This is a genomic window from Lunatibacter salilacus (assembly GCF_009797935.1).
GTDB lineage: Bacteria > Bacteroidota > Bacteroidia > Cytophagales > Cyclobacteriaceae > Lunatibacter > Lunatibacter salilacus.
In genome coordinates this window covers 42259-67452 of the sequence record NZ_VOLC01000029.1, presented here as the reverse complement: position 1 = coordinate 67452, position 25194 = coordinate 42259, and the positions used below count along the sequence as shown (strand labels likewise).

The 25194-nt window shown below is 42.9% G+C and carries 24 protein-coding genes; 15 read left to right on the top strand and 9 right to left on the bottom strand.

Annotation, left to right across the window (positions count from 1 at the left end; all coding sequences use genetic code 11):
- Both FQ608_RS27690 and FQ608_RS25870 read left to right on the top strand, forming a co-directional pair.
- A partial coding sequence (locus FQ608_RS27690) for a hypothetical protein (protein ID WP_234364410.1) occupies positions 1-183 on the top strand: 183 nt, incomplete at its 5' end.
- Between the two features lie 93 nt (positions 184-276).
- A complete protein-coding gene (locus tag FQ608_RS25870; protein WP_158861407.1) occupies positions 277-1749 on the top strand; it encodes a protein adenylyltransferase SelO in 1473 nt (490 codons plus the stop codon).
- A 151-nt stretch (positions 1750-1900) separates the two neighbouring features.
- Here FQ608_RS25870 and FQ608_RS25865 read toward each other — a convergent pair whose 3' ends face one another.
- Positions 1901-2470, bottom strand: coding sequence for a DUF4136 domain-containing protein (locus FQ608_RS25865; protein ID WP_234364409.1), 570 nt, complete (start codon positions 2468-2470; stop codon positions 1901-1903).
- A 618-nt stretch (positions 2471-3088) separates the two neighbouring features.
- Between FQ608_RS25865 and FQ608_RS25860 the strand changes: the two genes are divergently transcribed.
- From FQ608_RS25860 to FQ608_RS25845, 4 genes are read left to right on the top strand one after another with little or no spacing between them, the layout of a single operon-like run.
- Positions 3089-3769 (top strand): DUF2490 domain-containing protein, encoded by a 681-nt coding sequence (locus FQ608_RS25860; protein ID WP_158861406.1) that lies wholly within the window; start codon positions 3089-3091, stop codon positions 3767-3769.
- 58 nt (positions 3770-3827) lie between these two features.
- Positions 3828-4577 (top strand): 5-oxoprolinase subunit PxpA, encoded by a 750-nt coding sequence (pxpA, locus tag FQ608_RS25855; protein ID WP_158861405.1) that lies wholly within the window; start codon positions 3828-3830, stop codon positions 4575-4577.
- On the top strand, positions 4574-5287 hold the full coding sequence (locus FQ608_RS25850; protein ID WP_158861404.1) for a 5-oxoprolinase subunit B family protein: 714 nt from the start codon (positions 4574-4576) through the stop codon (positions 5285-5287). The genes pxpA and FQ608_RS25850 overlap by 4 nt, the downstream gene beginning before the upstream one ends.
- Positions 5274-6152, top strand: coding sequence for a 5-oxoprolinase subunit C family protein (locus FQ608_RS25845; protein ID WP_158861403.1), 879 nt, complete (start codon positions 5274-5276; stop codon positions 6150-6152). Before FQ608_RS25850 ends, FQ608_RS25845 begins: the two co-directional genes overlap by 14 nt.
- A gap of 167 nt (positions 6153-6319) precedes the next feature.
- Here FQ608_RS25845 and FQ608_RS25840 read toward each other — a convergent pair whose 3' ends face one another.
- The 3 genes from FQ608_RS25840 to FQ608_RS25830 all read right to left on the bottom strand — a co-directional run bounded on the left by FQ608_RS25840 (position 6320) and on the right by FQ608_RS25830 (position 10307).
- Positions 6320-7789, bottom strand: a complete 1470-nt coding sequence (locus tag FQ608_RS25840; protein ID WP_158861402.1) for a sodium:solute symporter family protein — start codon at positions 7787-7789, stop codon at positions 6320-6322.
- Positions 7790-7895: 106 nt separating this feature from the next.
- On the bottom strand, positions 7896-9215 hold the full coding sequence (locus FQ608_RS25835; RefSeq protein ID WP_234364408.1) for a Gfo/Idh/MocA family protein: 1320 nt from the start codon (positions 9213-9215) through the stop codon (positions 7896-7898).
- A gap of 48 nt (positions 9216-9263) precedes the next feature.
- Positions 9264-10307: a Gfo/Idh/MocA family protein gene (locus FQ608_RS25830; RefSeq protein WP_158861400.1), complete on the bottom strand. Its 1044-nt coding sequence runs from the start codon at positions 10305-10307 to the stop codon at positions 9264-9266.
- Positions 10308-10679: 372 nt separating this feature from the next.
- Between FQ608_RS25830 and FQ608_RS25825 the strand changes: the two genes are divergently transcribed.
- The 4 genes from FQ608_RS25825 to FQ608_RS25810 all read left to right on the top strand — a co-directional run bounded on the left by FQ608_RS25825 (position 10680) and on the right by FQ608_RS25810 (position 13395).
- Positions 10680-10925, top strand: a complete 246-nt coding sequence (locus FQ608_RS25825; RefSeq protein WP_158861399.1) for a hypothetical protein — start codon at positions 10680-10682, stop codon at positions 10923-10925.
- A 162-nt stretch (positions 10926-11087) separates the two neighbouring features.
- Entirely contained in the window at positions 11088-11411 is a 324-nt protein-coding gene (locus FQ608_RS25820) for a hypothetical protein (RefSeq protein WP_158861398.1), read from the top strand.
- Positions 11412-11585: 174 nt separating this feature from the next.
- Positions 11586-11828 carry a hypothetical protein gene (locus FQ608_RS25815; protein ID WP_158861397.1) on the top strand — a complete coding sequence of 81 codons (243 nt, stop codon included), beginning with the start codon at positions 11586-11588 and terminating at the stop codon, positions 11826-11828.
- A gap of 394 nt (positions 11829-12222) precedes the next feature.
- On the top strand, positions 12223-13395 hold the full coding sequence (locus tag FQ608_RS25810; RefSeq protein ID WP_158861396.1) for an ATP-binding protein: 1173 nt from the start codon (positions 12223-12225) through the stop codon (positions 13393-13395).
- A 274-nt stretch (positions 13396-13669) separates the two neighbouring features.
- Here FQ608_RS25810 and FQ608_RS25805 read toward each other — a convergent pair whose 3' ends face one another.
- The 5 genes from FQ608_RS25805 to FQ608_RS25785 form a co-directional block, all read right to left on the bottom strand.
- Complete coding sequence (locus tag FQ608_RS25805) at positions 13670-14749, bottom strand: DUF6807 domain-containing protein (protein ID WP_317168961.1); 1080 nt, start codon at positions 14747-14749, stop codon at positions 13670-13672.
- A gap of 136 nt (positions 14750-14885) precedes the next feature.
- Positions 14886-16253 carry a Gfo/Idh/MocA family protein gene (locus FQ608_RS25800; RefSeq protein WP_158861395.1) on the bottom strand — a complete coding sequence of 456 codons (1368 nt, stop codon included), beginning with the start codon at positions 16251-16253 and terminating at the stop codon, positions 14886-14888.
- A gap of 46 nt (positions 16254-16299) precedes the next feature.
- Positions 16300-17481: a mannonate dehydratase gene (uxuA, locus tag FQ608_RS25795; protein ID WP_234364407.1), complete on the bottom strand. Its 1182-nt coding sequence runs from the start codon at positions 17479-17481 to the stop codon at positions 16300-16302.
- The gene (locus FQ608_RS25790) at positions 17478-18293 is read right to left on the bottom strand and encodes an SDR family oxidoreductase (protein ID WP_158861394.1); all 816 of its coding nucleotides are present in this window, start codon (positions 18291-18293) and stop codon (positions 17478-17480) included. Before FQ608_RS25790 ends, uxuA begins: the two co-directional genes overlap by 4 nt.
- Before the next feature lie 37 nt (positions 18294-18330).
- Positions 18331-19977, bottom strand: coding sequence for a UxaA family hydrolase (locus tag FQ608_RS25785; RefSeq protein ID WP_158861393.1), 1647 nt, complete (start codon positions 19975-19977; stop codon positions 18331-18333).
- A gap of 129 nt (positions 19978-20106) precedes the next feature.
- Between FQ608_RS25785 and FQ608_RS25780 the strand changes: the two genes are divergently transcribed.
- From FQ608_RS25780 to FQ608_RS25760, 5 genes are all read left to right on the top strand, one after another.
- Positions 20107-21102, top strand: coding sequence for a sugar kinase (locus FQ608_RS25780; RefSeq protein WP_158861392.1), 996 nt, complete (start codon positions 20107-20109; stop codon positions 21100-21102).
- A 153-nt stretch (positions 21103-21255) separates the two neighbouring features.
- Positions 21256-22263, top strand: coding sequence for a TRAP transporter substrate-binding protein (locus tag FQ608_RS25775; protein WP_158861391.1), 1008 nt, complete (start codon positions 21256-21258; stop codon positions 22261-22263).
- 5 nt (positions 22264-22268) lie between these two features.
- The gene (locus FQ608_RS25770) at positions 22269-22760 is read left to right on the top strand and encodes a TRAP transporter small permease (RefSeq protein WP_158861390.1); all 492 of its coding nucleotides are present in this window, start codon (positions 22269-22271) and stop codon (positions 22758-22760) included.
- A 1-nt stretch (position 22761) separates the two neighbouring features.
- The gene (locus FQ608_RS25765; protein ID WP_158861388.1) at positions 22762-24057 is read left to right on the top strand and encodes a TRAP transporter large permease; all 1296 of its coding nucleotides are present in this window, start codon (positions 22762-22764) and stop codon (positions 24055-24057) included.
- A 169-nt stretch (positions 24058-24226) separates the two neighbouring features.
- Positions 24227-25189 carry an aldo/keto reductase gene (locus FQ608_RS25760; protein ID WP_234364406.1) on the top strand — a complete coding sequence of 321 codons (963 nt, stop codon included), beginning with the start codon at positions 24227-24229 and terminating at the stop codon, positions 25187-25189.
- Positions 25190-25194 lie beyond the last annotated feature (5 nt).

Sequence of the window (25194 nt, the reverse complement as noted above, 5' to 3'; positions counted from 1 at the left end):
GATTGGAATACGGATTTGTCGGATTGTACGGATTTGTACGGATTATTTTTATTGATGTCGAGGTTTAATCCAACACAAAAAATCCGCTTTATCCGTTTTATCCGTATAATCCGTGTTCTATTTTACTTTGAAGCGAATGGAACACTGATTTTGCGGATTGTATGGATTATTCAGATTAATTAAATGATATATGATGGTATTAGCGAGTTTACTTTTATTTCTGGAATTATAGCATGAAAAGTACTGTTTGACTAGACAAGAATTAAAGTGAAAATCATGTCAAACCCCCATACTCTTGGTTCCGGATGGAATCTTAAGCATACATATACTTCCCTTCCCGAAAAATTCTACAGTTTGAAGGCCCCCGTTCCTGTAAAGGAGCCAAAAATCGTATTATTAAATAAACAACTTGCCAAGGACTTGGGACTAAACTTTGAAGGAGTAGATGAAAATCACCTCGCGAAGTTATTTGCAGGTAATCTGCTTCCCGAAGACAGTCAGCCCTTTGCCCAGGCTTATGCCGGGCATCAGTTTGGTAATTTCACGATGTTGGGGGACGGTAGAGCCATTATGCTAGGTGAGCAAATGACTCCTGACGGGGAAATGAAGGATATCCAGTTTAAGGGATCCGGGAGAACGGTATTTTCAAGGGGAGGCGATGGGCGCTCCACATTAAAAGCCATGCTGCGGGAATATTTAATTTCGGAAGCCATGCATGGATTAGGTATTCCCAGTACCCGGTCACTCGCTGTAGTAACTACCGGAGAACCTGTCTATAGAGAGCAAGTTCAGGCAGGATCCATATTGACACGGGTTGCGGAAAGCCATATCCGTGTGGGCACCTTTGAATTTTCCCGGCAGTATTTATCGGAAGAGGAACTTAAAGAGCTGCTGAATTACACCATCGCAAGGCATTACCCTGCCTGTATGAATTCCGAAAATCCGACATTGGAATTTTTTAACGCAGTCATGAATCGTCAGGCAGCCTTGATTGCCGAATGGGTTCGGGTAGGATTTATTCATGGGGTAATGAACACCGACAATATGAGTATTGCCGGTGAAAGTATTGATTTTGGTCCCTGTGCATTTATGAATGCGTATGATCCTAATAAAGTATTCAGTTCTATAGATACTCAGGGGAGATATGCTTTTGGAAATCAGCCACAAATTGCCCACTGGAATCTTTCTTGTTTAGCAAGTGCCTTACTTCCCTTATTTCATTCAGATAAGGAGACTGCCATCTCTATAGCACAGGAGTCCCTGAATTCTTTTCCGACAATATATCGAAAGGAATGGCTTCGGGCAATGCGGCTAAAACTAGGCCTTTTGGGAGAAGATGAAAAAGACAAAAAACTTGTCGAAGACCTGATGGATTTGATGCAAGAGTTCAAAATGGATTATACCAATACCTTTATAGCCGTCGGAACTGACAACTTCACTAATGAGCAGGGAATGGATTCACCTGGATTTCAGGAATGGTACCTGCGTTGGATCAAAAGGGCCGGAAGCCACGGACAAACTCTTGAAGCTGCCCAGGAAGTCATGTCAGCACACAACCCCCAATTTATTCCGCGCAATCACCTGGTAGAAGAAGCACTGGAAAATGCCGCTGCAGGGGATATGAATCTCTTTAATACCTTATTAGACTTGCTAAGGGATCCATATACCCCAAATAAAGCCTTCACCAATTATCAGGTAACCCCACAAGTAGAATGGGAAGAAAATTACAAGACATTTTGTGGGACCTAAATAAAAATGAAGGGAGATTTAGATTTATTTTTGGATTGTGAACCTAATGGACCCTATTTGAAATTTAAACACATTGAAGGTTTATTCTAAATAAAAAAAGTGAGTAAAGATTTTCCTTTACCCACTTGATTAATTCAGATACTAACGGCTTTTAAGTTTTTATGGTCTTGGCAAATTCCGAAAGTATTTTTTCCACGGAGGATTTAAGGTTTTTGCTTTTATGATCGGGCTTGTTGATTTCACCAACTGCCGAGATACGCATGACTACCTTGTCCTGTCTGGTATCGATAAAATCGACGACAAGTTCCCCAAGATCGTATTTTTCCACGCGATAACCTCCCCCGCGCATGCCGGGTCCCATCATCCATGGGTTACCCCACATCCAAGGATTCATGCCAAACCCATAGGGGTTCATGGGCATGGTGTTAACTTCCTTCTTACGGTCCGTAAGCACAGTGTTATAGCGCACGATCAAGTCCGGTTTTTCTGAATTTTGTTCAAAACCAAACCTTTCCATCCCCTCAGTTAGGCTTCGCTGCAGATTTTCTTCCAATACCGGAGAATTGAAGGCCTGGGTATCATAAAACTGACTGATTACATAGAATGTGTTGAACGCATCTGGGTTAGCCATTTCGTTCTTTTCTAAATAAACTTTCACGGGATTACAAGCACCTAATGCCAGTAACACTCCAATAAAGCCAGCAATTAAGAGATTTTTCATAATACTGATTTTTTCTATTAAGACGTAACTCCTGCATGATTTGTTGTAACAGCAATTGTCAATTATCAATTGTCAATTGTCAATCATCCCAACAACCTGAAAACCCATCAACTATATAAAAAAGGAATGTCTAAAATCGATAGATTCGGTTTTTGAGGTAAGGATTGGCTTTTACAACCATCATCTCGGCCAAAAAGCCCCACCCCTTCCCTGCCCTCCCGTAACCGCTACGCTATCACAGGATTTGCAACTTAAGGGGAGGGCGATCAATGACGTCAATAAAGCTTTTTTTCTTTCGAAACAGGTCGTCGTGCCCCCCCATACAGGCCAAACAAAAGCTCCCAACCCAGATGTAACCTCTGCAGTATGATGGGTTAAAAGTAGCAGTAAACGCTCATCGTTTTTCAGGCATCATCACTGCAGTATAATGAGTGAAAAGTAGTAGTAAACGGTCAACGTTTTTTAGGCATGGTCAACCCATAACCCATAACTCATAACTCATATCCATTAAAATTTCCCCCAAACCTACCGTTAAAACAACCCAAAAGTCCTTCACCCGATAAATGAAGGAAAGGCGCCGTGATTTTGCGATATTTGCAGCATACCCATTTAGATATTATGTTGAAAAGTGCTTTTCTATTATCCTTATTTACTTTAGTTTCATTTGCTGCAAATTGCCAGACCGTATTTCAGGAAGGCCAAGGCATGTGGCTTATGTTTTTTAACCGAACGGAAATTGCGGAGAAGTGGAGCATCCACACAGAAATCCAAGACCGATCCTATAATATCAGCCATAAGGAAGAACAACTCTTACTTCGTGGCGGGGTCAACTACCACCTTAAAAAAAACCTGTGGGTCACGGCCGGCTATGGATACATTGAAAGTTACCCTCCGGATGATGCGGTTGGAAACACGGTTTTGGAGCACAGAATCTGGCAACAAGGGCTGTATTTTCATAGCATTGGGCGTTTTTTTATAGAACATCGAGGGCGAGTGGAACAACGTTTTGTAGGAACCGAATATAGGGATCGAATTAGGTATAGGTTGATGGTGAACGCCCCGTTGAATAAGGAACGGATGGGACCAAAGACGCTGTTTATTAGTGTTTATAATGAGGCGTTTTTTCATATAGAAGACTCTCCCTATGACAGAAACCGTTTTTATACAGCAATCGGATATCAGTTTAACCGAAGCTTGAATGTACAGACGGGATGGCTGGGCCAAAACTTTAACGGTAAAACAAAAGGATACCTACAGGTGGCCCTTTTCGCCAATCTGCTTTGGTCAGATCCTTCCTAGCGGTTGGTTTTTCTAGTGTAAAGCAATAACTTTACCCGCTGCGAACCGGAGTTTCCAAATGCATGAACTCAAAAAAAACTTCCTGGATATCAATGCCGATTTGGGTGAGCAAACCGGCAACGATGCGGGCATTATGCCCTATATCAGCAGTTGTAATATCGCCTGTGGAGGGCATGCAGGGGGTAGGGACAGCATCCGATATACTATAGACCTTGCCCTGACCCACGCTGTAAAGATAGGTGCTCATCCATCTTATCCGGATCGGGAGAATTTTGGTCGGAAGCACATGGATATTTCGAAAGAGGATCTTTCTGAAAATATTCTTTGGCAGATTTGTCAAATTCAGAGCTACTTGAACGAATTGAAAATACCCTTACACCATATAAAATTCCATGGTGCATTGTATAATGAAGCGGCGACTGATACCAATCTCGCATTTTTAATCGTTGATCTGCTAAAACATCATTTTCCAACTATTTTGATATATGCTCCTTTTGGATCTAAGCTGGCAATATTGGCTGCTGCGGAGGGAATCCCAGTTAAACACGAAGTCTTTGCGGACCGACGTTATCAAGATGACCTTACCCTAGTACCTAGATCGTCACCCGACGCATGTATTGAGGATTGGGGAGAAATCAAACGGCAGGTGGAAGAAATGGTCTATCGTCAACGAGTTAAGTCGATTAACGGCAACTGGCTTCCTATTCAGGCAGACACCCTTTGTGTGCATGGAGACCATCCTGGAGCCATAGAGACAGCTAAAAAGCTACATCAACTATTGTCTAATTCGGAAATGCCTGGATTATGAAAAAGGAGCCCGAGTTTTTTTGGTTATCGTATAACCTGTTGGAAATTAGCTGGAAGGAAGGGATAAATGAAGAAACCTTGCTGAAAATGCTTCCAATCAAAGCCTATCTGTTGAAACACCTAAGCACTGAATTGCGGGAAATCCGTATGGGATATCACCGTATGACGCTTCATTTTAAGGAGTTCATTTCCGAGCCAATTGATTTGAACGACATTATGCAGTTGATAGAAAATGCGGAAACTGTAAAGGCCCCTCCGAGAAAGAGATGGTACATACCTGTATGTTACTCGTCAGATGTTGCTAAGGATATTCTCCCACTGTCCAGTTCCAAACGGATTCCAGTTGAGGAACTAGTAAATGAACACAGCCAAAGGGAGTATGTCCTTTTCTTTTATGGATTCTTGCCTGGATTTATGTATTTGGGAGGGCTGTCTGAGCGGCTTTATACCCCTAGAAAGGCAGTTCCGGATCCGATAATACAAGCTGGTTCTGTGGCAATTGGGGGGCATCAAACTGGGATATACCCCATGGACAGTCCAGGAGGTTGGCATGTAATTGGTAGGACTCCGTATAGGCTTTTTGACAGCCTTCGGAAAAAAATGCCTCCTTTTCTTCCCGGAGATAGGATTCGATTCTGTCCTATATCTCTGAATGAATATTACATGCTCAGGGATAACACCGAATTAAGCTTGGATCATGAGGTTATGTAAGGGGGAAATATCCATTATCAAGGCTGGACCATTTACATCCGTTCAAGATGCCGGAAGATTTGGTTATGCTGACTTTGGAATTCCGACGGCGGGATTTATGGACGCTATCTCAGCGGGAATTGCCAATTTGTTGTTGGGCAACCAAGCTTGTGCTCCCTGTTTGGAAGTTTTCGCTGGTGGACTTGCGTTAAAAATAGACCAGCCTTGCCTGCTAGTCGCTGCGGGAGCGGATGCGGATATTCAGGTGGGAGGACAGGTATTTCGAACTCACCAACCATTTACCCTCAAACCAGGTGAAGTACTCAAAATATCTCCATTTCGATCCGGTCAGTGGCTATATTTTGCTTTTACTGCTAAATTTGAGGTACCTGCTCCTTTCGAAAGCAAAAGTTTCTATTTCCCTATTACTTCCAAATCTAGATTTCATGATGGAGATAAAGTGGTAATGCATTTCTCCATGCCCGAATATTCCCCTACAAATTGTCGGGTAGGCATAAGGGATTGGAAGCTTTTCCGCAGTTTAGAGGTATTTGCCGGGCCTGAATTTCATTTGCTTTCCGTTTACAATCAAGAAACACTAACGCATAAATCTTTTTCCCTTTCCTCCATGCAGAACCGGTTGGGTATTCAGTTGAACGAACCGTTGGAACATAACCTACCGGAAATACTAAGTTCGCCCGTGTTTCCCGGAACAGTTCAACTTACTCCTTCGGGAAAGTTAATTGTCCTTATGCGGGATGCTCAAATTACAGGTGGATATCCACGAATCTTGCAGTTGACGGAAACCAGCATTTCACTGCTGGCTCAAAAAAGACCGGGAGAAAGTGTGACATTTTCACTGCTTCCTCCGCCTAAACCTACCTAATCTAGCTAATAGTGTTTTAAAATGACCACGGAGGACACGGAGGATTCACAGAAAGCACAGAGTTTTTTTTTAAACTTTGTGCTCTTAGAGTCTTCTTTGTGACCTTAGTGGTCATTTTTAAATGCCACCAAAAAGGAATCAATTTTATCTATTGGAGGTTGGTTATTTCACCTTTCAACTGATAGGTCATCGAGCATGGTTTGAACTTTTTCGGGTACTTCGTGTCGGTTTGTAAATCCGACGATCATATAAGTTAATGTCGATACGGTGACAGGTAAGCTAATAGACAGGGCTAAGCTTCCAAGATCATACGACTTGGTGAAAATAAACGCCAATAACCCCATAACGATGGATGAAATGGCAGCTTTTGGTCCGCAGGATTTAAACCATGGTATTACTCCGAAAAGCATAGGAACTGCTATCGGCCCAACTAAGGCACCAAACCAACTGATAATTAGTCCCAAGACCCCTCCGAATTTTTCAAATTGCAAGGCAATAATAATAGTAGCCAACGTAAAAACAAAGGTCGTAAGCCTGGCGATTGTAAGGGAATTTTTGCCATCCCTGAACCTTTCGGAAAGAACAGGAAGAATGTCCCTGGTGATAACTGCGGATATTGTATTGATATCCGAGGAGGTCATGGACATGGTATTGGCAAAAAGGGAAGCTACTACCAAACCAATCAGCCCAACTGGCAGAAGCTCCATGGTAAGGATGCCATAGGACTGGGTAGGGTCTTCCATGGCAGGCAAGATTACAGGTGCGGCCCACATGGGAAAGAACAGAATTAATGGCCAAACTATATACAAAATACCTGACAGCCTAGCCGCTTTGGTGGCCTGTTGCTCACTGGGAGAGGATATATATCTAGTGGCCAGATTCCATTGTCCTCCATTGTACGAAAGAAAATTGATAAATAGAAAAGCCAGCGCAAAGCCTACCGTATAGGGATCGTTAAATGCTTGGCTATTTTCGGCAGGAAGTTGATCCCAAAGTGTAAAAACAGAAGAAATGCCGCCTAGTTTGTTGATGACAACAACAAACATGACGAGGCCTGCGATAATCTGTACGATAAATTGGGCTAAGTCGGTGATAATAACCGCCCATAAGCCACCGAAAGTTATATAGATCAATGATATCCCCCCAGATATCAATATGCCTACAGGAAGTGAAACTCCTGTAAAAACATTTAGCAAAATGGCTATTGCTGCCCATTTTGCTCCAATATCAAACAATTTTAAGGTAACTCCACTCCAAGCCATGATCTGCTGCGTGAGGAGGTTATATCGGGTAATAAGAAATTCTAAAGGAGATTGAATGTGAAACCTTTTTCTAAGTCTCACCCAATACACCGGGAAAATCTTAGCACTGACTAAGATGGTTAATCCAATTGTAAATGCCCACCATATGTAAAGAGAAAATCCATGAGTATAGGCCAATCCCGCATAAGCTACAAATACAGCCCCACTGTAACCGGAGACATGGTGGGAAATGCCGGATAGCCACCAGGGTAATGTTCCCCCGGCTACGAAATAATCCTCTGAACTGCTGTTTTTAAAATAGGACCAAATCCCGATTCCTAGCATCAACACAAAAAATAATACAATGACTAGGAGGTCAATTAAACTAAGTTCCATACGGTAGGTGGTGTGTTTGTTTTTTACGGTCTATAAGAAGTAGCCCTGTTTGCCAAATCGCAAACAGGGCTATTGAATACATAATTTGGAATTAATTAGGAAAGGTCTAAACCTTGGGTTCCCAACCCTTCGCATAGTCCCTGCTCCAGAGGGCCATGGCTTTTTTGTCATTTTTTATGCGGCCGTTGGATGGGTCAATTTGCAATGATCTTCCTACCCGCTGGGAGATATTGCCCAATTGAACCAGCAAGGTGCTTTGATGGGCTCCGATGACTTCAGACCTAACTTCGATCCCGTCTTTGATGCCGTCAAAGAAGTTTTGGATGTGAATGGCATCCAAGGCTTGTGCTGGACTGACCCTGTTCTGGGGATCGATTGGCATGTCATTTTTCACTTCTTTGATGACCTCATTTTTCAGGTTGAAAATTTTATAGGAATTGCCTCCCCCTATCAATAAGGAACCTTCATCTCCATAAAACAAAACGCCTACTGCTTCGTCTTCAATACGTTTTCCGTTGCAACTTCTCCCTTCCCAGGTAATCATGCTTTTGTCTTCAAATTCCATATTGATAACTTGCGTGTCTGGAGTTTCCCAGTCGTCCTGAAATTGATATCTACCTCCGGCTGAATTAACCATAGTCGGATAGTCAACTTGCAAGCCCCAGCGCGCTAAATCGACCATATGGGTACCGTTATTTAGTGCTTCACCCGTGCCCCAATTCCAAAACCAATGCCAGTTGTAATGGATCAAATTGTCCCGGAATTCTTCCCTGGGCGCAGGGCCCTGCCAGAGTTCAAAATCAAGCCAATCAGGAACAGCGACTTTTTTGCCCACACCGATAGGTCCCCTGGTATTTGCATACCAGGTTTTGGCCATGTAGGGCCTGCCGATTGCTCCGTTATGTACTTCTTTAATACCTGCCACGACGTTAGGCCATGATCGGCGCTGATTTCCAACTTGGATGACTTTGTTGTATTTTTTTTGTGCTTCAATTAGCAATTCTCCCTCTTTGGGATTATGGCTGCAAGGCTTTTCAACATAGACATGCTTACCGGCCTGTACACCGAGAATGGCAGCCGGAGCATGCCAATGGTCTGGAGCGGTAACTACCAACGCATCCACGTCCTTATCCTCCAATACCTTTCGGATATCTTTTTCTTCTTTGGGTTTGCTGTTTTGAATTCCGTTGATTGTGTTGACAAATTTTGCCGAAGCATTGCTGTCAACATCGCAGCTATAGATGACATTACAATTTTCCTGTCCGGCAAAATTACTTCCTACAGCCATGCCGCGGCTAACCACTCCCATACAGGCAACGTTGATTCTTTCGTTAGCTCCTGCGATGTTGGCGTAACTTTTCGCAGAAAATGCCGGGAGTATTCCTCCCATAGAGGCTATTGCAGCGGTTGATGCTGCTTTTTTCATAAACTTTCTTCTGGAATTTTCCATGGATATTTTATTCAGTAATGGGAGTTAAATATTGATTTTAGCGGCTTCTTTTTGAGCCTTTTTCATAACATCGGCTATACTGACAGCCTGCCCTTTTTTTCTTCTACTCTCACTGGCTGCTTCCATAAACGCAAACATTTCAATGGTTTCTTTCGGGTCGATCGGTGGTTTTCCGGTGTTGAAAAAATTGACTATTTCTACCAATAATGGCCTGTAGCCTCCGTATGGACCCAACTCAATAATTCCCTCTGATCCAAAGGCTGTGCCTCCATAGCCCGTTTTTCCGGAACGCAAGCCTCGGAAAGTTCCGATCCTGCCGTCTTCCCAAGTGCCCACCACCACTTCCATGTCCGGCTGAAAGGTCCGTTGAACGGTCTTACAACCTTGCCCCATGACCGCAAAGAGGGTTTCTACCCCGTGGATTCCGTACCAAAACAAATCAGGGTGGGTGGGTTCCAGTGTAGATGGACTGTACGCATCTGCTCCCAGCACCTTGCCTATCTTCCCTTTGTTGACGGCAATGACATTTTCCATATACCGTAGTGAGCTGGATGAAAAAGTAGGCTGATTGTATTTTTCCGCAGCATTAAAAATAGCCAATGTATGAGCTAAAGAGGCTGATATGGGCTTGTCTATAAACATAGGCTTCCCAGCTTTAAATACCTCAAGAGCCTGCTCCAGGTGTAACCTTCCGTCATTTGTTTCAAGCAGAACAAAATCTACTTTGTCAAGGAGACTTTTGATGGAATCGACTACTTCTACTCCCAATTCTTTGATTTCCTTGATGTATCCTGGGATCCGGTCCACGGAGGATTTGATTTCTTTGCTGCCGTAGGGATAGGCGGCCACCACCTTATATCCTCCCAGATCAGCGGCAGCATCCGAAGCATTGAATGCTTTGGTAAAGGCGATACTGTGAGATGTGTCCAGCCCGATGATTCCGACCCGTTTGGCATTGTTTATTCCAGTGCGGCTTGAAAAAGCAGCAAGCTCCGAAGAAAGGCCAATGCCCATACCTGCCATAACAGCCGTACCTATAAATTTCCTTCTATTAATGGATGAAGTCATAACTGATATTTGCGTTTAAGGATTATCATTTCAAAACGTTGTAGACTTATGTCTTTTTGAACTCACAATTTAGTGCTTTATTTATAAAATCGGCCAATTGAACCTAACGAATTATATGTTCGGTTCAGGGTAATTGATGGACGGGAAAAATAAACATGGAATTGACATAAGTAGCGATTTAAGCTGAGGTGTACGTACCCATTTTTTATGAAAGGAAAAATTGTGCTTTTCTATTTATGGGACTTCGTATCTGCGGGGATTAGGGAACGGGTATAAAAACGTAACGAAGCCAGATATTGAATAACCTCTCGTGAACACGAATCAAATAGTAAAATGAAATCGTTATCTTCACGGTAAAATACCATTAAACCAATGGAACCAGTTAATATCCGGGAAGAAATAAACCAATACCTTGAACATGCAGATGATCGTTTATTAAAGCTTATACATGGACTGATCAAAGCAGACCAAGCATCTTCATCAGCCGGGTATAGGCCGGATGGCATAGGTATCACAAAAGAGGAGCTGATAGCTAGAGCGGAAACGGCAGAAAGGGACATCAGTGAAGGCCGTGTAAAAACTTTAAAGCAGATCAGAGAGGAAATGAAGAGCTGGTGATCTACGGAGGTGAGGTATGCAGTATGGGAGGGAAATTGTCTTAAAGAAAATTACTCACAATATCCCTTCACCAAATAGATATGGTGATGGAGAAGTTCAAATTCTCAGATTTTTTATGGAACAATTCAGACTATTATTGTCCAAACTAACCAAAAGATAAAAATGGGAAAACAGAAAGATTTTTCAGGCCCGTTTATGAAATTAAAGCTTGATAAAAAATTATTGGAGAATGAGATGAATATTGTGCGGAAAGGAAAAATCCCCGTCGATATGGACGATAGATGGTTAATTTGCTACAAGGAAAGTGTATTGTATTTTTATAGAAGTTGGACTGGAATTTGTATTTACAAAGTTAAGATTGATGAAGGTAGGCTGGTAGAAGTGCAAATAAATGCAGATAAGGAAATTTATAATATAACAGACGAAAAAACAGAGCTGAATTTTTTTTATGAGCTTTTGGAGCTCTTTTTAGAATCAAAAATTTAAAAATTTCGGCTTCACGATGACAACTGGTAATTCAAATTCCAAAGATAAAAAGTTGACTTTTAACTACACCTAGCCGGGGAAACATTGGGAAAATGACAAGATGAATAGTAAGAAAATAGTAAAGGGTATAAAGGTAGCATTACCTTTGTTGGCGTTTGATAATAAATCGGTTGAATGAAAGATTTGCAAATTAAACTTGAAGAGTTAATAGGTGTATTGAAAAAAAACAATACAGAATCCTATGAATATTTTGTAAATCAAAAGGAGCTTTTGGATGACGAACAGCATATGTTTGAAGCCGTTGAAAGCTTAAAAAAATCTTATTCAATAATTCAATATGCGAATTTTTCCTTTGAAGAAGAAAAATTGTATAATCAAATGTATGATGCCTTGGAAACGACTTTTAATTCAGATTGATTTTTTAAATTGTTTATTCGATCGAAACCAGCGTCCTGAGAAAAAGAAGGCAGACCGACCATTGAATCGGTTTTGGCGGGAACGTGTGGGCAGAACTAACGTGATAGCGGCCAAAACGATGCTACGGGTAATCGTTTCATACCCCTGGGTTGAAACCCACGGCTACTATATCGGCCACCCCTCTGGGGTTGTTCAAATGATTTATCAAAATAAATTACGAATGATCGTATTAACCGATTACATATGATGTGATCCGTTGTAAGAGATGCCGCTTAAATTTTGTTAAAATCAAAGGTGAGTCTTTCACCATATACTAAAACTGGAGGAAAAATATGTAATTATAGGGATCGTAATCCCTAAATATACGTATATTTGGGGATTACGATCTCTGAATATGCATATCACCAGATTTCTTGAGAAAAGTCTAGCTGCAAAAGTAGATTGGAAAAAAGCCTTGATTTTGCTTGGCCCAAGACAAGTAGGGAAATCTACACTTGTCAATAAATTAGCCCGTGATCTGGATCCTGATTTTCTTCTTTTGAATGGGGATGAAATTCAAACCCAAGAACTTCTGGCCAATTCAAGCCTTGAATTTCTTAAAGCCTACTTGGGAGATTCAAAGGTAATCGTTATCGATGAGGCGCAAAGAATCCAGAATATAGGGTTGACACTCAAACTAATCATTGATAATTTTAATGATGTCCAATTGATTGTTACCGGATCATCTTCTCTTGAACTTGCTAGCACCATCTATGAACCTTTAACGGGAAGAAAATGGGAATACAGAATATTTCCTGTTTCTTGGGAGGAAATAATAGGCTGGAAAGGTTTAGCTAAAGCTTTGCCAAAACTTGAAAGCCTTTTGGTTTTTGGAGCTTATCCTGAAATACTCACACATTCCGGAGAAAAAATTCCGTTACTTCAAAATCTATCTTCAAGCTATTTATATAAAGACCTACTTAATTTCCAGGGTATTCGAAAACCTGAGTTACTCAACAAATTACTACAGGCTTTAGCATGGCAGGTAGGTTCGGAAGTAAGCTATAACGAGTTGAGCAACACCATCCAAGCAGATAAAGCAACTGTCTCCAGCTATTTGGATCTTTTGGAAAAGGCATATATAATTTTCAGATTAAATCCCTTTAGTAGAAACCTTCGATCCGAAATAACAAGTAACAGAAAGATATTTTTTGTAGATAACGGCATGCGCAATTCCATCATTGGAAATTATGCGCCATTGTCCAACCGAAATGATATCGGACAACTCTGGGAAAACTTTTTGATTGCGGAACGTCAAAAATTACTCAATTATCATGGATTTTACGGAAGGACATATTTTTGGAGAACTGTCAGAGGTCAGGAAGTGGATTATGTTGAGGAAATTGATGGGGAAATCCATGCCTTTGAATTCAAATGGAATCCTAAAGCCAAAGGAAAAATACCAAAATCATTTATTGAAGCCTACAATCCCAAAACCGTGAAAACCATTCATCGGGAAAACTTTTGGGAATGGTTGGGGGCTTATCCTTATGGTTGGGGAAAACAACTTGGAGGTATTGGAAATTGATGGGGTTATTAGTTGATTGGTCTATAGGTCTATGGTTCTAAAGGTCGATGAGTCTATAGGTTTGTAGGTTGGATTGGTTGCTCCGCCCCGGAAGAATCGTCAATGGAGAAGATTGTCTTTTTTGACGGGCTCTAAAGGCCCCCCTACAGGGGGGATTTAGGGGGGCAGTTCAAAGACGGATTTGAATAAATTTTGAAGCTGGAAAACATTGGTGCGGTCATAAAGGCCAAAAACCAATTAACCCATCGACTCATCAACCCATCGCCTCATCAACTTACTTAGCAAAGCTTTTAAAATCCTTCTCCAAATCCTTATCTCCAGCTTTCTTTCCGGAATAAACGATAATGCGATGCTTAAATGTTATTGACTCCCCACTTTTTAGCTTGTGGTTGAGTTCATCTTTGCCGTCGCTCATTGCTTTTTGACCTAGGGGATTTGCGGCATATAAGCCGTATCCTCTGGCATGCCAGTAAGTAGGATAACCTACATTTTTTGGATGGTCCAGGATGGCGACAGAAATGTTTTCTCCTTCTATAGTTCCGGAAAGATTCATCCATTTGCCACGGGTACCCCATACGTCATCTCCCTCTATTCCTTCGCTACTTCTATACATGCCAGTGACACCTTCATTGTTCATAGAAGGAACATCAGTGGGATTGCCTTGAGCATCGGTAAATTTTTCAGGCTTATTAGATGGGTGCTCCAATTCACGGGCCATACGTAGTCCCAGCATACCTTCTTTATTGTCGGTAAAAGAAACTTCCTGTCCTTGGGCGGTGAGGGTAGTGATGCGGTCAATTGACCGTTTGTCACCTTTGCCGCTAAAGATAAAGGTAGTGTTTTCCTTCAGCAATACATTGCCCTGATGGTCTACCCAGTCCATGCTTACTTCCAAAATGCCTTCGTTTTTACCGCTTTTGGTCTGTTTGATTTCCTTGTGAACAATGGAACCGTATTTGCTTTTCCGATCTGCGGGAATGGCATCAGAATTATTCCAGAAATCCAACCCGTTTACATCGCCGTAATTCAGCCAAAGGCCGATATGGTGGGGATGGTCCACACGCTCCCCCGGACGGTTAGCGATGGGGTAACCACGGGTAATAAAGGCGCCTTTGGAAGTTTTGATAGGATATAAAACGGGTTTGTCAATAGTAGAAGGGTACATGTAGGAGGTGAAATGTTCCCCGTCAATATAGACGTCAACTTTTTTTTCCGCATCGTTTCGGACGAGCGAAATGCGTTCATCATTTTGCATGGGTGCAGTCGATTCTGGATTATTGGCAAATGTTACCAATGTCACCATCAAACATAAAGAAAGAGAAAGCAGGGTGTGTAAGAAATGGCGAATATTCATAAGTGTTTTGGGTTTTGTAATTTTTTAAAGTAGTACACATAGGAGCTAGCGCCCCTATGTGTACTACCTGTTTTGAGCAAATGGACCATTAATTGGTAAATGGCAAAATGGATTTATATAGAACTTTATTTCGAAGTTAAACTTTCAAATTGGGTTCCCAGCCTTTTTCATACTCCCGCTTCCAAAGGCCCTTACCTTTTTTGCTGTTTTTGATATGGCCATTGCTTGAGTCGCATTCCAAGATCTCCCCGGTTCGGGAAGCGATATTGGCTAAGTGACATAACAGAACACTTTTCGCACCTTCAAGAATAGGCGAGCGTTGTTCTTCTTTGCCTCGAATCGCTTCAAAGAAATTTACCACATGTCTCGTCGACATGCCGCCGCCACCTCCAAGTTGCGTACCTCCTTCGTCACTTCCGGAAGCATTCTCTTTAATTAGCTTGCCCGCTCTGTCATACATTTTGTATCCTCCTCTATCAATAAATACCGTTCCTTCTGTACCATAAATAACCGTTCCCCGTCCAGTAGGTCCAAAGGTATTGTAGCCATTTCGGCTCTTACCATCCCATTGGATAGTCTTGTTGTCTTCAAATTTAAATACAGCATCCATAGTGTCATACATGGTCCAGCCGTCGTTGGGCCAGTGGTATTTGCCGGAGTCAACGATCACGCGGCTAGGAAAGTGAACATCAAGTGCCCATCTAGCCACATCCAGTTCGTGGGTTGCATTGTTTCCTGATTCGGCAGTGCCGTAATCCCAGCCGTACCAATGCCAGTTGTAATTCCAAGTATCATGGGTGTACTCTTTCCGCGGTGCTGGACCCTGAAACAATTCCCAATCCAACCCATCAGGCGGAGAAGCTTTCTGGGGAAGAGGAACTTCTCCCCTTGCGGAATTGTAGAAAGCGGTGGCTTTATAAGCATTTCCAATCTTTCCTTCGTGAATGTCTTTGATGACTTCAATACTTTCAGGGGCGGACCGCTGTTGATTCCCCATTTGAACTACCTTATTATACCTCTTCTGGTAGGCAACTAGCAATTCTCCCTCATAGGGGTTATGGCTACAGGGCTTTTCCACATAGACATGCTTTCCAGCCTCCAAGGCCAGCCAAGTGCCGGGTGCATGCCAATGATCGGGAGTGGCATTGATTAATGCGTCCACTTCCTTGTCCTCAATCACTTTCAGGATGCTGTTCTCCAATTTAGGTTTGTAATCAATGACCTTTGCAAAGTTGCTCGCAGCCTTTTCCCGTTGGGAGGCCATCACATCACATAAGTATACCAAATTGACGTTGCTGGTTTTTAGACCTATAGGTTGATAGAATGCTCCGAGTCTTCTACCCAGCCCAGCTATCGCTACGTTTATCCTATCATTTGCACCGATGATTTTGGCGTAACTTTTAGCAGAGAAGCCGATAGATCCCAAGGTGGCAATGCCCGCAGTGGTCAAGGCAGTTTTTTTGAGAAATTCCCTGCGGACTTGGATGTTTTTTTTATTTTTCATTTTGGTTTTTATTGGTATCGATTTTTTTTATTCCAATCATTGGTTTTTATAATATGGTGTGAATAAGCCCTTTTTCCAACCCACGCAATTCCGCCAAGCCTTTTAGCCTTCCGATTGCGGAATAACCGGGATTGGTTGTTTTGCCCAAGTCATCGAGCATTTGATGACCGTGATCGGGGCGCATAGGCAGGGATTTTTTACGCCGCTGCTGGAGCAATACCAATTCTCTTACCACATCTATCATGGGAACATCGCCCTCAAGATGATTCGCTTCATAGAAATTCCCTTCCTCGTCCCGTTGCGTACTTCTTAGGTGGATGAAGTGGAAATAATCCCCATACTTACGAACCATCTCAGGAAGATCATTGTCAGCCCTGACCCCCAGGGAGCCTGTACAATAGGTAAATCCGTTGTGCGGACTATTGTTCCCGGCAAGAATGCGGTCATAGTCTTTGGCTGTACTAACTACCCTTGGCAATCCAAATATCGGAAATGGCGGATCATCGGGATGTATACAGATAAAGACGCCACTCTCTTCCGCCACCGGAATGATGGCATCCAGGAATAATTGTAGATGAAGGGCAAGTTTTTCGGCATCAATTCCTTCATAGGTATTGAGCGTCTCTTGAAAGTCTTCTACGGTATATCCAGCTTCTGCCCCGGGAAGTCCTGCAATAATCGTTCGTACGAGTTTTTCCCGGCCTTCATCTGGCAGGTTTTCTGCATAAGTCTGCGCCTTCGCCAAGATTGCGGGCGTATAGTCTTTTTCAGCTCCGGGTCGTTTTAATATAAACACATCGAATGCCGCCAAGGAGGTCATGTCAAAACGCAACGCTTTGGAACCGTTATCCAAGGTATAACCCAAATCAGTTCTCGTCCAGTCCAGAATGGGCATAAAATTATAGCAAAGCACCTGAATACCCTCAGCCCCCAGATTACGAATAGTTTGTTGGTAATTGGCAATGTGTCGCTCAAAATCACCTCTGCGTGTTTTGATACTTTCATGTACGGGTACACTCTCTACAACCGACCAGGTTAACCCACCTTCAGATACGATTTTTTGCCGTTCTCTAATGGCTTCCCGAGACCAAACTTCCCCATTGGGAATATCGTGTAGTGCCGTTACGATGCCAGTAGCTCCAGCCTGAAGGATGTCAGCAAGACTGACAGGATCTTTGGGACCGTACCATCTCATGGTCTGCTCCATATAAATTGCTTGTTCGCTCATACTCCCGCAAAAACGTTAAATCCCCCATCAACCTCAATAATGGCACCCGTGACAAATTTAGAAGCGTCACTACAAAGAAACTGAACTGCACCAAAAAGTTCATCCGGACTGCCAAACCTTGCCATCGGCGTGTTTTGAATTATCAGATTTCCTCTTTCTGTTAGGCTTCCGTCTTTATTTGTTAGTAAAGTTCGGTTTTGCTCGGTCAGGAAAAAGCCGGGCGCAACAGCATTGACACGCATACCCTCACCGTATTTTTTGGCAAATTCTGTGGCCAACCACTTTGTAAGGTTATCAACGGCCGCCTTTGCAGAGGCATAACCCATAACCCGAGTCATTGGCCGGGAAGCAGCCATTGAAGATATATTGACAATACTTCCTTTTTTGTTTCCTGTCATCAACGGTAAAAAAACCTTAGTTGGCAAAAATGTACCCATGTAATTCAAGTCCATGATTTTTCTCACATCCTCTCCGGACAGGTCTGTCAAAAATTGATCGGGCATTACAACCGCTCCGGGCATATTTCCTCCGGCGGCATTGATGAGCACATCAATTTGGTCAAATTCCGAAGCAATCTCCTTATAAAGAGCCTGAAGTTGATCTTCTTGTGTCACATCAGCTACAGCGGGATGGGCAAATCCCCCTTCATCCTTTATATCATTGACCAGAGTGTTCACCTTCTCTGGGTTTCTTCCCAAAACAATGATCTGGGCACCTTCTGTTGCGAGGTGTTTTGCCATCGCCTTGCCCAATACTCCGGTAGCTCCGGAGACCATGATGATTTTATTTTTTACTGAAAATAAATTTGACATGAGTTGGTTATTAATTTGTCGATTTTGAATTTAAAGTTTATAAAGATACACCTCTTTTCCAAGGTATAAAATCATCTTGATTCAATTCAACAGCTTTGGGTTTGATTTTTCCGCTGGCTACTTGTATAATAAACTCAAACATGTCATCACCTACCTCGGCGATTGTTTTTTCACCCGAGACCACAAACCCTGTATCCACATCGATGATATCGGACATTTTTTTGGCCATTCGGTGGTTGGAGGAAACTTTGATCACAGGAGTAATAGGATTACCGGTAGGAGTTCCCAAGCCTGTTGTAAATAGGATGATAGTTGCTCCTGATCCTGCCATCGCTGTGGTACTTTCTACGTCGTTTCCAGGAGTACAAAGCAAATTAAGTCCTGGTTTGGTGGCTTGCTCTGTATAATCCAGAATGTCTACAATAGGGGATGTACCTCCTTTTTTTGCCGCTCCCGCAGATTTAATGGCATCGGTAATTAATCCATCTTTAATATTGCCCGGAGAAGGATTCATATCAAATCCAGACCCAACAGCTTCGGCAGAAGCAGAGTAGGTACGCATTAAATGCACAAATTTTTCCGCATTGGCATCTGTGGTGCACCTGTTTATTAGCTCCTGCTCCACTCCACAAAGTTCCGGGAATTCGGAAAGAATAGTTTTGCCTCCAATAGCTGCAAGAATGTCGGAGACATGTCCAACGGCTGGATTGGCGGAAATACCCGAAAAACCATCTGACCCCCCACATTCCAATCCAATAGTCAATTGGCTCAGCGGTGCAGGTTTCCGTTGTAGCTGATCAGCATCTACCAATCCCAAAAAAGTTTCCTGGATAGCCCTGGTTATTAGTTGGGATTCAGTTCCTTCTTTTTGTTGCTCCAGGATGATCACCGGTTTTTTTAGATCCGGGTCAATGGCGGCAAGTTTTTCTCTTAAAATAGCAGGCTGGGCGTTTTGACAGCCAAGGCTTAGGATTGTCGCGCCAGCCACATTAGGATTGGCTATATAGCCGGCAATCAAAGCGCAGAGAGCTTCCGAATCTTGCCGGGTACCTCCGCAGCCTCCCTGATGGGTGAGGAATTTAATTCCATCTACCTGCTGGAAGAGGCGGCTATTGGCATCACGCTCCACTGTCTGTAAATCCATGGATGCGATTTTGTGTCCCTCACCTTTCTCATACACTGCCTTCATCTGTTGTACAAAGGATTTGTAGGGGTTGGGTTTCGCAAATCCGAGTTCTTCTACAAAGGCTTGCTTCATGATATCCACATTTCGATTTTCACAAAACACAAGTGGAACGACCAGCCAGTAATTTGAAGTCCCTACTTTTCCATCGGCTCGGTAATATCCATCAAAAGTTCGGCCCGTCCAATGGCTTACATCGGGTGCTTCCCAAGGAGTGCTTTCCCGCTTGCCTGTATAGGGAGATGTAGCGTGAGCCAAATTTTCGGTGGTGATGGCGGCACCTTTTTCTATTGGAGCTTTGGCTTTTCCCACGATAATGCCATACATATAAACGTAATCGCCCGTAGCAAAATCCTGTTGGGCATATTTATGTTTTGCATTGACGGAAGTCTTGAGCGTAATGGTTTGGTTTTCAAAGGTAATGTTGTCGCCTTTGTTTAAATCAGTCAGCGCAACCAAGACATTGTCCTTGGGATGTATTTTTAGAACGTTGTGTTTCATTTCATTTATTTACTTATATTGAGCAATCGATTGCACAATTTATGGAAAAATCGACTGAAAAAGGTGGGCTGCTTAGCTTTTTTTTCAGTTTTTTGAATTTTAAACCTAACTTCAAAAAAGAAAACTCGAATGTCCAAACGCATAATTACATTGGGAGAGGTCATGATGAGGCTTTCCACCCCTGGTCATGAGCGATTCATACAAACCCACAATTACGAAGTTCAATTTGGCGGTGCAGAGGCCAATGTTGCTGCCTCACTAGCTTATTGGGGGCAATCAGTAGCCCATATTTGCGCCTTTCCGGATCACGAGATCGGCAGGGCGGGAGTCCGCTATTTGCGTTCATCTAATATAGATACCTCTTTTGTTTTTTTAGGAAAGGGACGTATGGGGCTTTATTTCTTTGAAAACGGATCCATGCATCGATCGTCTAAGATCATTTACGACCGCTTCGATTCTGCCTTTTCCCGATTTGATGGCGATCAGGTGGATTGGAAGAAGGTCTTTGCCGGTGCTGATTGGTTTCACTGGACGGGAATTACCCCGGCAATTTCAGCGCCAGCCGCCAAATTGTGCCTTCAGGCGGTAAAGGCAGCTCATGAACATGGCGTAAAGGTCAGCGGTGACATCAATTATCGGCGAAACCTCTGGCAATACGGGAAAACTCCCATAGATGTGATGCCTGACCTTATCCAATATACCGACGTGATTATTGCAGGCTTAACGGATTTTGGCAATTGCCTCGATATTCTGGAAGATGATTTTGTCATAGCTTGCGAAAAGGCAAAATTACTTTTTCCCCAGATTCAATATGTGTCCACAACACATCGGGATGCGGTAAGCTCAACCCACAATAAGCTGTCAGGGGTTTTATGGAACGGGAATGAATTGATTCAAGGACCTACGTTTGACATGCCTGATATAGTGGATCGGGTAGGAGGAGGGGATGCATTTATGGCGGGCCTTATTTTCGGGTTATTGAACAAAGCAGATAAGGATGCGCTGACCTTCGCTCTCGCAGCTTCGGTATTAAAGCACTCGATTTCCGGGGATGCCAATTTTGTAACGGTGGAGGAAGTTGAGCATTTGGTCAAAGGAGAAAATGTCGGCAAACTGCTTCGCTGAGAAAGATACCTTCTACATAAAACACGTACGTTTCTGGAAAAAGAAAGACAACATACTATATTTTTTGCCTAAACCAATGTAGTTTTAGGCGGTAAAAGATTTGTTTTGCTTTTTGCTAAAAAGTACCAATCAATTCATCCATAATAATCACCAATGAGAGAATCAATTAACAAGAATTCCCGATTTAATCTATTTCGAACAGGTTTTTCAATCCTGTTAGTGCTGACGTTTTCAGCCTGTTCCAAGCCGGGAGGAGTACGGATCCTAAAACTCGGCCACGGTCTTGACACGAGCCATCCCGTACATGAGGCCATGATATTTATGGCCGACCGGATTGAAGAAAAATCAGGAGGGGAGATGATAATTCAAGTCTATCCCAATCAACAGCTGGGTTCCGAAAGGGAACTGGTAGAGTTGCTTCAAATTGGAAGTCTCGCCATGACAAAAGTTTCCACGGCTGCCATGGAGGGTTTTGCTCCGGAGATTAAAGTGTTAAGCCAACCTTATTTATTTAGAGATGACGCCCATCAGGTCAAGGTATTGGAGGGTCCTATTGGCAAGGAATTGTTGGCCGCTGGTGAAAAATATTGGTTCAAGGGATTATGTTTTTATGATGCTGGAAAACGTAGCTTTTATACAAAAGACAAACCAGTCAATACTCCGGAAGATATCCGGGGATTGAAAATCCGGGTCATGGAAAGTCCAACGGCAGTTCGGTTGATTCAGAGCTTTGGTGGATCTCCTACTCCGGTTTCCTTTGGGGAATTGTACACGGCACTTCAGCAAGGGATTGTAGATGGTGCTGAAAATAATCCGCCGAGTTTATTAACCTCCAGACACTATGAGGTGTGTAAATTCTATAGTATCAATGAACACACAGCCGTTCCCGACATGATGATTGTCAGTACAAAGGTATGGGAAAGGCTTTCAGAACAGGAAAGGCTTTGGTTGCAAGAAGCGGCGGACGAATCCGCAACATTCCAATATGAGCTATGGGCAGAATCTGTGGAAGAGTCGATGAAGGTCTTGCAGGAAGCAGGAGTACAGGTATCGTACCCCGATAAGGCCCCTTTTGAAAAGGAAGCTGAAAAAGTTTACGAGGCCTTGAAAATCGAAGATCCCGAAATGTATGCGTTGGTACAGAAAATTAAAAGTTACTAAAGGCAATGATAGAACTTAAGAAGAAAATAGACAGAATGGTATCCGTGATGCTGATAGTGATCTTGGGTGTTATGGTAATAAACGTAACTTGGCAGGTATTGTCCAGATATGTGTTTCAGTCTCCAAGTTCGTACACAGATGAGCTTTCCCGGTATCTGTTGGTTTGGTTGGGTATGCTTGGGGCGGCCTATGTGGCCGGCAAAAATGAACATCTCGCCATAGATTTGTATCCCCAAAAGCTCTATGGAGCGCCTAAGCGAAGGCTGATGATATTTATCAGTTTGGTGATTGTTGCGTTTGTACTGCCAGTCATGGTGCTTGGTGGGGGAAATTTGGTTTATATCACCTATGTACTAGGGCAAAAATCCGCTACGTTGGGATTACCATTGGCCTATGTCTATGCAATGATTCCCATCAGTGGACTTCTCGTCATTTTTTACCAAATCGTCGAGATTAAAAATATCCTCAGTCAACCATTAACCCAAACAAATCAGTAGCATGGAATATGTCAGCATCATAATACTTGTTCTCAGTTTTATTACTTTAATGGCATTGGGCGTGCCCGTTGCCTGGAGCTTAGGTCTCTCCAGCTTTTTGACCCTTACAGTAACCATTGCTACGGTACCTTCAGCCACTACCATTGCCCAGCGAATGGGAACCGGTTTGGACAGTTTTGCCCTTTTAGCTATTCCATTTTTTATTTTGGCAGGAGAGATCATGAACAAGGGAGGGATTGCCAACCGGTTGATTAACCTTGCCAAAGCACTTACCGGCAGACTACCGGGGGGCTTGTTATACGTGAATGTTATCGCTTCCATGCTTTTCGGTGCCATAGCCGGTTCCGCTGTGGCTGCCGCATCAGCCATAGGGGGAATATTGGCACCCCGGATGGAAAAAGAAGGCTATCCAAGAGAATTGGGAGCGGCGGTGAATATTACTTCTTCGACTACAGGCTTAATTATTCCGCCTTCCAATGTATTAATTGTATATTCATTAGCGAGTGGAGGAGTTTCTATCGCCGCATTGTTCGTTGCGGGATATATTCCAGGCCTATTGATAGGTCTAATGCTGATGATTACGGCAGCAGTGTTCATCAAAAAGCATAACTTACCTGCGGGAGAATTAACCCCCTTGAAAGAGTTGGCAAAGAAATTCTTAGATGCACTCCCCAGCCTTTTTTTGCTGGTAGTTGTTATTGGCGGGATAGTGATTGGCGTTTTTACCGCAACGGAAGCTTCTGCTATAGCCGTGGTTTATACGATTATTTTGTCACTTATATACAGGGAGATATCATTTAAGGACCTGCCGCGGATTCTTCTCAAGTCATCTGAGACGACAGCCATCGTCATGTTGCTAATAGCGACATCCATGAGCATGTCCTGGGCGATGTCCAGTGAAAATATCCCCCAATCGATTAGTACGACTTTACTTGCTCTCAGCGACAATAAGTTTGTAATCTTAATCATTATCAATTTGATCTTGTTGTTTGTGGGTACGTTTATGGATATGACTCCTGCAGTGCTAATTTTTACCCCTATTTTCCTTCCGGCTGTTGTGACATTGGGTATTGATCCTGTTCACTTTGGCATCATGATGGTGCTTAATTTGTGTATTGGCGTTTGTACGCCACCGGTAGGGTCCGTCTTATTTGTGGGTGTAGGGGTGGCTAAATCGAGTATTGCCAAGGTTTTCTTCCCACTTCTACCCTTTTTTATTACGATGATCATCGGTTTATTAATTATAACCCTTTTTCCAGGTTTGTCTCTTTGGCTGCCTTCAATATTCGGATTGTAGAGGTAATTCACATTGCACACCAAAGGTCTTTAGCTCAGTGCTGGACCTTTGGTGAATTTCAAGTAGTTTTTTTATAATAAATATGCCTCAGTTCGGAGGTTCACGCTTTTTTTAGTATCTTTCATTTATCAAAAATCTGATGTGATATTACTCATTTTTACTGTTATTCATGACCAAAAAACTAACGTTTGCGAATGGAGATCAAATGCCCGCTATAGGGCTTGGTACCTGGCAATCAAAACCCAATGAAGTTTATGAAGCTGTTTTAGCCGCCATCCAATTGGGATATAGGCATTTTGATTGTGCGCACATTTATAAAAACGAAAAGGAAATCGGAGAGGCCTTACAAAAAGCCTTTGCGGAAGGTTGGGTAATCAGGGAAGAACTTTGGATCACATCCAAATTGTGGAATGACTCACATGCTCCTGCTGATGTGTTACCAGCCTTGCAGCTCACGCTAAGAAATCTGCAATTGGAGTATTTGGATTTATATTTGGTCCATTGGCCTGTGTCATTAAAGAAAGGTGTGGATTTCCCTACCAAAAAAGAAAATTTTATCAGCTATACAGATTCTCCATTAACCTCCACTTGGACCGCAATGGAGCAGCTTGTAGGACAAGGCCTTACGCGGCATATAGGGGTGTCCAATTTCAATACAAGTAAACTGGCGGAAATACTGGCAGTTGCAAAAATTCGCCCTGAGGTAAACCAAGTGGAGCTTCATCCGTTTCTTCAACAGGAAACCTTAACTTCTTTCTGTGAGAAAAACAGGATTTTTCTAACGGCATATGGCCCATTGGGGGCCGCCTATAGGGTAGCCAACGAGGAAGTCAATCATCCCATATTGCTTGAAAACACAACCATTCGGAGGATTGCCGACAAACACAAATCAACCCCTGCCCAAATCGTTCTGGCTTGGGGAATGCTTGGAGGAATTGCCGTCATACCTAAATCTGTCAACCACCAGCGGATACGGGAAAATCTTGAATCTATTCACGTTGCGTTGGATGAGGAAGACATGGAGCAAATTAGCTTCCTCGAAGGGCCTTACAGGTATACCTCAGGTCCTGCATGGATTAAGTTCGACAGCCCATACAAGTTGAGTGACCTTTGGGAAGAATTCAATGTATAATTATA